The sequence below is a fragment of the Streptococcus sp. CL5.50 genome, assembly GCF_049738015.1.
In the GTDB taxonomy this organism is placed as follows: domain Bacteria; phylum Bacillota; class Bacilli; order Lactobacillales; family Streptococcaceae; genus Streptococcus; species Streptococcus mitis_CA.
The window spans coordinates 51,768-59,458 of record NZ_JBKOTR010000010.1 but is presented as its reverse complement, the minus strand read 5'-3'; the positions used below and the strand labels follow the sequence as shown (position 1 = coordinate 59,458).

Sequence of the window (7,691 nt, the reverse complement as noted above, 5' to 3'; positions counted from 1 at the left end):
AAAAAATATAACAAAAAAGAGAAGATTGTTACACCTTCTCTTTTTTCTATTTAAATTGCTTCTGTGACAAAACTACGGCTTTCCAATACTTTAAGCATGGCGTTAGCTGTATCTAGGGCTGTGAAGAGGGGCACTCCGTGTTCAATAGCTGAACGGCGAATCTGCTCTCCATCTTCGTCAGCAGTTCGTTTTGTTCCTACTGTGTTAATGATAGCTTGAATTCTTCCTTTACGAACAAAGCTTGGAATATCCTTATCGTCATCACCAATCTTACCAACAGGTTGGGCTTGTAATCCATGACTGGCAAAGAAGGCTGCTGTCCCTTCTGTCGCGAGGATTCCATAGCCAATATTTTGGAAACGATGAGCCAAGTCCAAAGCTTCTTCTTTGGCATCATCAGCGATAGTAAATACAACGTTACCAAAAGTTGGCAAGTGTAAGTAAGAAGCTTCAAAGGCCTTATAGAGAGCTTTTTCCAAAGTCGTATCAGAACCCATAACTTCCCCTGTTGACTTCATTTCAGGACCAAGTAAGCTGTCTACCTTAGCTAGTTTCGTAAAGGAGAAGACAGGTGCCTTGATATGAACGCGGGTACTTTCAGGGTAAAGTCCATCTTGGTAGCCAAGTTCTTCAAGTTTTTGCCCCAGAATGAGCTTGGTTGCTACTTGAGCCATAGGGATATTGGTTACCTTAGAAAGGAATGGCACCGTACGGCTAGCACGTGGATTGACCTCAATAACATAGACTTTTTCATCCTTGATGACAAACTGGATGTTCATCATTCCAAGGCAGTTAAGACCGATTGCTAGGCGTTTAGTATAGTCTGCGATTGTTTCTTGCACCTTTTGCGACAAGGTTTGTGGTGGGTAAACGGCCATTGAGTCACCTGAGTGGACACCAGCACGTTCAATATGCTCCATGATACCTGGGATGAGGACATTTTGTCCGTCTGAAATGGCATCGACTTCACACTCTTGTCCGACGATATAAGAGTCAACAAGAACAGGGTGGTCTGGACTTGCCTTAACCGCAGTACGCATATAAGAGCGAAGGTCTTCTTCGTTTTCAACGATTTCCATGGCACGTCCACCAAGTACATAAGATGGGCGGACAAGAACTGGGAAGCCAATCTTGCGAGCTGCAAGAACTGCTTCTTCTTCATTGGTAGCCGTTTGTCCTGGTGGCTGTGGAATATCCAAATCTTTTAGAGCTTGCTCGAAGAGGTCACGGTCTTCCGCACGGTCTAGGTCAGCTACTTGCGTACCAAGAATAGTCACACCTGCTTTAGCCAATGGCTCAGCTAGGTTGATAGCTGTTTGACCACCAAACTGAACGATAACCCCTTTTGGTTGCTCCAAGTCGATGACATTCATAACATCTTCGAATGTCAATGGCTCAAAGTAAAGCTTGTCTGATACAGAGAAGTCTGTTGAAACGGTCTCTGGGTTTGAGTTCATGATGATGGCTTCATAGCCAGCCGCTTGAATAGCCTTAACCGAGTGAACAGTTGCGTAGTCAAACTCAACACCTTGACCTATACGGATTGGACCAGAACCTAGGACTAGTACAGATTCCTTATCAGACTTGATAGATTCATTTTCCCATCCATAGGTTGAATAGAAATATGGTGTTTCAGAGTCAAATTCTGCCGCACAAGTATCTACCATCTTGTAGACTGGGACAATCTTGTTTTCCAAACGAAGCTGGCGAACTTGGTCAGCTGTAGTATTCCAGAGTTCAGCAATCTTACGGTCTGAGAAGCCATTAAGTTTAGCTGTTTTCAAGACTTCTAGATCTTGTGGATGGGCACCCAATTCTTGCTCAATTTCAAAGATATGCAAGAGTTTATCGAGATAAAAAATATCGATTTTTGTAAGCTCAGCAATTTCTTCTGGTGTGTAACCACGACGAATTGCTTCTGATACGTAGAAGAGACGGTCATCCTGGGCTTTGACTACTTTTTCAATCAAGGAATCATCAGAAACCTCTGCAAGTTCAGGCATTTCATTGTGGTGCACCCCAATTTCAAGGGAGCGACAAGCTTTAAGGAGAGATTCCTCGATGTTACGACCAATCGCCATGACTTCCCCAGTCGCCTTCATCTGAGTACCAAGACGACGCTCACCCTTTTCAAACTTGTCAAATGGGAAACGTGGAATCTTGGCAACAACGTAGTCAAGGGCTGGCTCAAACATGGCATAGGTTGAACCTGTGACTGGGTTGATCACCTCATCTAAGGTCAAACCTACTGCAATCTTAGCAGCCAATTTGGCAATTGGATAACCTGTCGCTTTAGAGGCAAGGGCTGAAGAACGTGATACACGGGGGTTTACTTCGATGACATAGTATTTGAAGCTATGCGGATCAAGGGCTAGCTGAACGTTACATCCCCCTTCAATCTTAAGGGCACGAATGATGCTCAAGCTTGCGTCACGAAGCATTTGATTTTCATAGTCTGACATGGTTTGCGCAGGAGCAAATACAATGGAATCCCCTGTGTGAATCCCAACTGGGTCAAAGTTTTCCATGTTACAAACAACCAAAGCATTATCAGCTGAGTCACGCATCACTTCGTATTCGATTTCCTTGAAACCTGCGATTGAACGCTCAATCAAACATTGGGTCACAGGTGATAATTTCAATCCATTTTCAGCGATTTCACGCAATTCTTCCTCATTAGCACACATACCACCACCAGTACCACCAAGTGTAAAGGCTGGGCGAACGATGACTGGGTAGCCAATTGTTGCTGCAAAGGCAACTGCTTCTTCGACTGTGTTGACAATTTCAGATTCTGGAATGGGTTGGTTGAGCTCTTCCATCAATTGTTTAAAGAGGTCACGGTCCTCCGCTTGGTCGATGGCAGATAGTTTAGTACCCAAAAGCTCAACACCAAGCTCATCAAGGATACCATTTTTCGATAATTCCATAGCCATGTTGAGACCTGTCTGACCACCGAGTGTTGGTAGCAAGGCGTCGGGACGCTCCTTACGAAGAATACGTGTCACAAACTCAAGTGTAATTGGTTCAATATAAACCTTATCAGCAATTTCCTTGTCCGTCATGATAGTTGCAGGATTTGAGTTAACCAAGACAACCTCATAACCTTCCTCTTTCAACGACAAGCAAGCCTGGGTCCCAGCGTAGTCAAACTCAGCAGCCTGACCAATAATAATCGGACCAGAACCAATCACCATAATTTTTTGAATATCAGTACGTTTAGGCATTTATAAGATATTAAGGGCGTCAAGCGGACAAAGCTAAAATAGGAGTTATGACGAAGAACTATCAGTTCTAGGAATAACTATCTTTTTAGCACCGTCCGTAGCCCGTATTCAGTTCAGCAAATACGGACCACCCTTCTCCTTTCTATTCGTCGCCTCACAGAGCGACATTAAATAAATTCTCCGACGATTTTCTAGAGAAACGATATTTTTCGATAAAAAATCTAGTGCAGGGAGTTTTTAGTTCGCCTGATAGCGACTAAAAGAAACGACCTGTCTTTCTATTCGGCAACTCTCAGGTTGCCATTAAATAAATTCTCCGACGAGCTTTTACTCGTTCTTAGTTTGATTGTTTAAAAGCTTCCATCATCTCGATAAACTCGTCAAATAGGTAGCTTGCATCATGAGGACCAGGAGCTGCATCTGGATGGTATTGGACAGAGAAAGCAGGTTGGTATCTGTGACGCACACCTTCAACTGACTTGTCATTGATTTCTTCGTGGGTGATAATCAAGTGTTCTGGCAAATCCTCACGGCTAACTGCATAACCATGGTTTTGACTTGTAAAATCCACACGTCCTGTAGCAATTTCACGTACCGCATGGTTGAATCCACGGTGACCAAACTTCATCTTGTAAGTCTTAGCCCCGTTTGCCATAGCAAAGAGTTGATGCCCCATACAAATACCAAAGATTGGAATTTTTCCTTGCACACCACGAATCATATCTAGTGCCTGTGGAACATCTTCTGGGTTACCTGGACCATTTGACAACATAACTCCGTCAGGATTGAGATGGAGAATTTCTTCCGCAGTTGTTGAATACGGAACAACCGTCACGTTACAGTTACGCTTAGAAAGTTCACGTAGGATTGAGTGCTTAAGACCAAAGTCCACTAGCACCACACTCAAACCAACTCCTGGAGCTGGATAGGAAGTTTTAGTGGAAACCTGTTTGATATTGTCTGTCGGCAAGACTGTTGCTTGCAGCTGGTCCGTCACATGGTCCATGCTGTCCCCAACATGGGTCAAGGTTGCTCGCATGGTACCATGCTTACGGATAATCTTGGTAAGGGCACGCGTATCAATCCCTGAAATACCAGGAATTTTCTTTGCTTTCAAAAATTCATCCAAGGTCATTTGGTTGCGCCAGTTGCTTGCTCTACGCGCTTCTTCAAAAACAACGACTCCTTTACAAGTTGGAATAATGGATTCGTAATCATCACGGTTAATTCCATAATTTCCCACCAAAGGATAGGTAAAGGTCAAGATTTGTCCATTATAAGACTGGTCTGTAATGGATTCTTGGTAGCCGGTCATCCCTGTATTAAAGACGATTTCGCCTGTAACATCAATATCTGCTCCGAAGGCTTTGCCTTCAAAAACTGTGCCATCTTCTAATACTAGAAGTCTTTTTGTCATATTTTCACCTCTCGTGGACGCTCACTGGCGTCTTTTAACGTCTTGTGTTTTAGTTGGCGTTTCTACTCGCCAGTACGGATTCTAAGATTGCCATTCGAACAAAAACACCATTGGTCATTTGTTGGACAATCCGTGATTTTGGTGCTTCAACCAAGTGGTCTGCGATTTCTACATCACGATTGACTGGAGCTGGGTGCATAAGGATTGCTGTTTCTTTCAAACGATCGTAACGTTCTTGAGTCAAGCCATGTTGGGCATGGTAGTCTTCTTTTGAAAAGACAGCTCCACTATCATGACGTTCATGTTGCACACGGAGAAACATCATGACATCCACCTGATCAATAATTTCATCAATAGTTACAAACTGTCCATAGTCTGCAAACTCTTGACTTCTCCATTCCTCAGGTCCAGCAAAGTAAAGTTCAGCTCCCAAGCGTTTCAAAATCTGCATATTAGATTTGGCAACGCGTGAGTGGTCCAAGTCACCTGCAATCGCAACCTTGAGACCCTCAAAGTGACCAAATTCCTCATAAATAGTCATCAAATCAAGCAAGCTCTGGCTAGGATGTTGTCCCGAACCATCTCCACCATTGATAATGGAAGTCGTAATCGTTGGACTTGCAATTAACTCTCTGTAGTAGTCAACCTCAGGGTGGCGAATCACACAGACATCCACTCCTAAAGCAGACAGAGTAAGGATGGTATCATAAAGTGTCTCACCCTTATTAACCGAACTAGTTTTCACATCAAAGTCAAGTCGTTCCAATCCCAGTTTAATCTCTGCCACTTCAAAGGACTTATGCGTCCGTGTAGAATCCTCAAAGAAAAGATTGGAAACAATCGGATGGTCCTCGTAGGGAAGCTGAGCTCCGTTTTTAAACTCAATTCCTCGCTTGATCAATTTCATGACTTGATCGACAGTGAGGTCTTCCATGGACACTACATGGTTCAATGCTTGTTGATTTTCTGACATGGCTACTCCTTCAGCTTTCTAAGCTTCTTCAGTAATCAGAACTCTGTCTTGGCCATCAAGTTCTGCCATCTCTACGATGATTTCTTCAGAACGACTAGTTGGGATATTTTTTCCAACGTAATCTGGACGGATTGGCAATTCTCTATGTCCACGATCGACTAGAACTGCTAAACTCACGCGCGCAGGACGACCATGACCGACAATATTATCAATAGCAGCACGGATGGTACGACCTGTATAGAGCACATCATCCACCAAGATAACTTCACGGTCTGTCACATCGACAGAAACCAAAGAAGTATCTTCTCCACTTTTAACATCATCACGGAAAGGTTTCGTATCCAATTCCACAACAGGAACTGAAAGATTTTCTAGCTGTTCCAAACGTTCTTGGATTCGGTGGGCGATAAAGACACCGCGAGTTTTAATACCAGCCAAGACGATTTTATTCAAATCTTTGTTGCGTTCGATAATCTCATAAGTAATACGCGTAATCGCTCGTTTGACGGTCAATTCGTCTACAACTTCTTTTGTCTTCATGACAAACCTCCAAAAAGAAAAGTCTCCTTAAACAAGGAGACTTGAAATGTATAGCTAAGTAAGCCCTACTGCAAACAGTATAGACTTCACCCTTCTACTTTATCACGCTCCTTGCCTGCCTCACGGGACAGGTTTAAAGGAATATTTAGTTATCAATTACTATAGCACAAAGCATGCTTAAAATCAAGCAAAAACTTTTGATGAGCCATCTTATAAATTGCTAAAATCATATAACTGTGGGTACTGGTCACACTCTGGATTTTTAGGATGGCAAATGGCTCTTCCAAAATAAATCATGGCCTGATGGGCAGCTAACCACTGCTCCGGTGGCAAGATATCCATAACCCGTTTTTCCACCTCAAGCGGTGTCGCTGATTTTTTGACGATATCATGGTGTTTGCAAATACGCTCCACATGAGTGTCTACTGCAAAGGCTGGAATTCCAAAGCCCACACTCATGACAACATTGGCTGTTTTGCGACCAACACCTGCTAAACTCTCTAATTCCTCACGTGTTTGAGGAACTTGACCATCAAAATCGTCTAGTAACTGTTGGGCACATTTTTTAAGGAATTTAGCCTTATTCCGATACAGTCCCAGGCGAGAAATGTGTGAAGCAATCTCACTCTCTGTCGCTACAGACATTGCTTGTGGCGTTGGAAAGGCAGCAAAGAGACCTGGTGTGGCCTTATTTACCGCTGCATCCGTTGTCTGAGCTGACAACATGACCGCAACCAAGAGTTCAAAATGATTGGTGAAATCAAGACTAGGCTTGGCATCTGGAAAAAGAGCAATGATTTCTTCTAGCACCTTTCGTGCGCGTTTTTTTGACAAGACCATTATTCGTCTCCGTCAAATAGTCCTTGTAAGCCAGCAAAAGGACTGTTTTCTTCTTTCTTAACTGCTTGTTGAGCTTGGTATTCTTCCTCTGTCATGATTTGCCAGTCATTTCCTGAAACAAATCCTTGACCAGCCTCTTCTTCAGCCGTCAAAACCTTGATAGGAATGTTTAGTAGGATATTGTCTGATACGCTCTCAGCAAGGTCAAGTTCTCCATTTTCGATAGGCAAGACCAAATCATCGTCTAAAACTTCCTGATCTAGTTGGTTAGTTGCACCTTCCATGAAAACTTCCGTTACTGGATAAGATTCAACTAACTCAACTGGTTCCATACTGCGACTTGAAGCAAGAACAATGGTATAAGATAGTTGATAATCTAAGAAATACATACGGTCTTCGTACTGTACTTTCCCAACTGCAAGGATATCTTTTACATCTAAAATTTCTTGATTGCGTGCACGCAGGTCTGCAGCTAGGTCTAACGTTTGTTCAAAATGCAAGCCTTCAGACTGCTTACGAATTTCTTGAATATTTAATTTCATACTTCCTCCATAAAGATTTACTCTCTTGATTATACCATGAAAAGCCTACAAATCAGCCCACCAAACTTTTTAATTAACATTCGATTTTTTAACATGTTTACTATGACATTTTTTAGTGCCATACTATAGGCAATAATACATCAGAGCAAGGA

At 42.9% G+C, this 7,691-nt stretch carries 6 protein-coding genes; all 6 read right to left on the bottom strand.

Translation table 11 applies throughout. The features are described from left to right. Positions 1 to 50: 50 nt before the first annotated feature. Positions 51 to 3,227, bottom strand: coding sequence for a carbamoyl-phosphate synthase large subunit (gene carB / locus ACLNCV_RS07565; protein WP_261126688.1), 3,177 nt, complete (start codon positions 3,225 to 3,227; stop codon positions 51 to 53). 337 nt (positions 3,228 to 3,564) lie between these two features. Next, positions 3,565 to 4,644: a carbamoyl phosphate synthase small subunit gene (locus ACLNCV_RS07560; RefSeq protein ID WP_000166853.1), complete on the bottom strand. Its 1,080-nt coding sequence runs from the start codon at positions 4,642 to 4,644 to the stop codon at positions 3,565 to 3,567. A gap of 49 nt (positions 4,645 to 4,693) precedes the next feature. Next, on the bottom strand, positions 4,694 to 5,617 hold the full coding sequence (locus tag ACLNCV_RS07555) for an aspartate carbamoyltransferase catalytic subunit (RefSeq protein ID WP_004260121.1): 924 nt from the start codon (positions 5,615 to 5,617) through the stop codon (positions 4,694 to 4,696). A gap of 18 nt (positions 5,618 to 5,635) precedes the next feature. Then, positions 5,636 to 6,157 (bottom strand): bifunctional pyr operon transcriptional regulator/uracil phosphoribosyltransferase PyrR, encoded by a 522-nt coding sequence (pyrR, locus tag ACLNCV_RS07550; RefSeq protein ID WP_000850023.1) that lies wholly within the window; start codon positions 6,155 to 6,157, stop codon positions 5,636 to 5,638. Positions 6,158 to 6,367: 210 nt separating this feature from the next. Next, the gene (nth, locus tag ACLNCV_RS07545; protein ID WP_000244443.1) at positions 6,368 to 6,997 is read right to left on the bottom strand and encodes an endonuclease III; all 630 of its coding nucleotides are present in this window, start codon (positions 6,995 to 6,997) and stop codon (positions 6,368 to 6,370) included. Further along, complete coding sequence (locus ACLNCV_RS07540) at positions 6,997 to 7,539, bottom strand: YceD family protein (protein ID WP_000773212.1); 543 nt, start codon at positions 7,537 to 7,539, stop codon at positions 6,997 to 6,999. Before ACLNCV_RS07540 ends, nth begins: the two co-directional genes overlap by 1 nt. Positions 7,540 to 7,691 lie beyond the last annotated feature (152 nt).

What these genes read in the sequence shown, in the direction of transcription:
- nth (WP_000244443.1), bottom strand. Translation starts at nt 6,997, where the DNA reads ATGGTCTTGTCAAAAAAACGCGCACGAAAGGTGCTAGAAGAAATCATT.
- pyrR (WP_000850023.1), bottom strand. Translation starts at nt 6,157, where the DNA reads ATGAAGACAAAAGAAGTTGTAGACGAATTGACCGTCAAACGAGCGATT.
- carB (WP_261126688.1), bottom strand. Translation starts at nt 3,227, where the DNA reads ATGCCTAAACGTACTGATATTCAAAAAATTATGGTGATTGGTTCTGGT.
- ACLNCV_RS07560 (WP_000166853.1), bottom strand. Translation starts at nt 4,644, where the DNA reads ATGACAAAAAGACTTCTAGTATTAGAAGATGGCACAGTTTTTGAAGGC.
- ACLNCV_RS07555 (WP_004260121.1), bottom strand. Translation starts at nt 5,617, where the DNA reads ATGTCAGAAAATCAACAAGCATTGAACCATGTAGTGTCCATGGAAGAC.
- ACLNCV_RS07540 (WP_000773212.1), bottom strand. Translation starts at nt 7,539, where the DNA reads ATGAAATTAAATATTCAAGAAATTCGTAAGCAGTCTGAAGGCTTGCAT.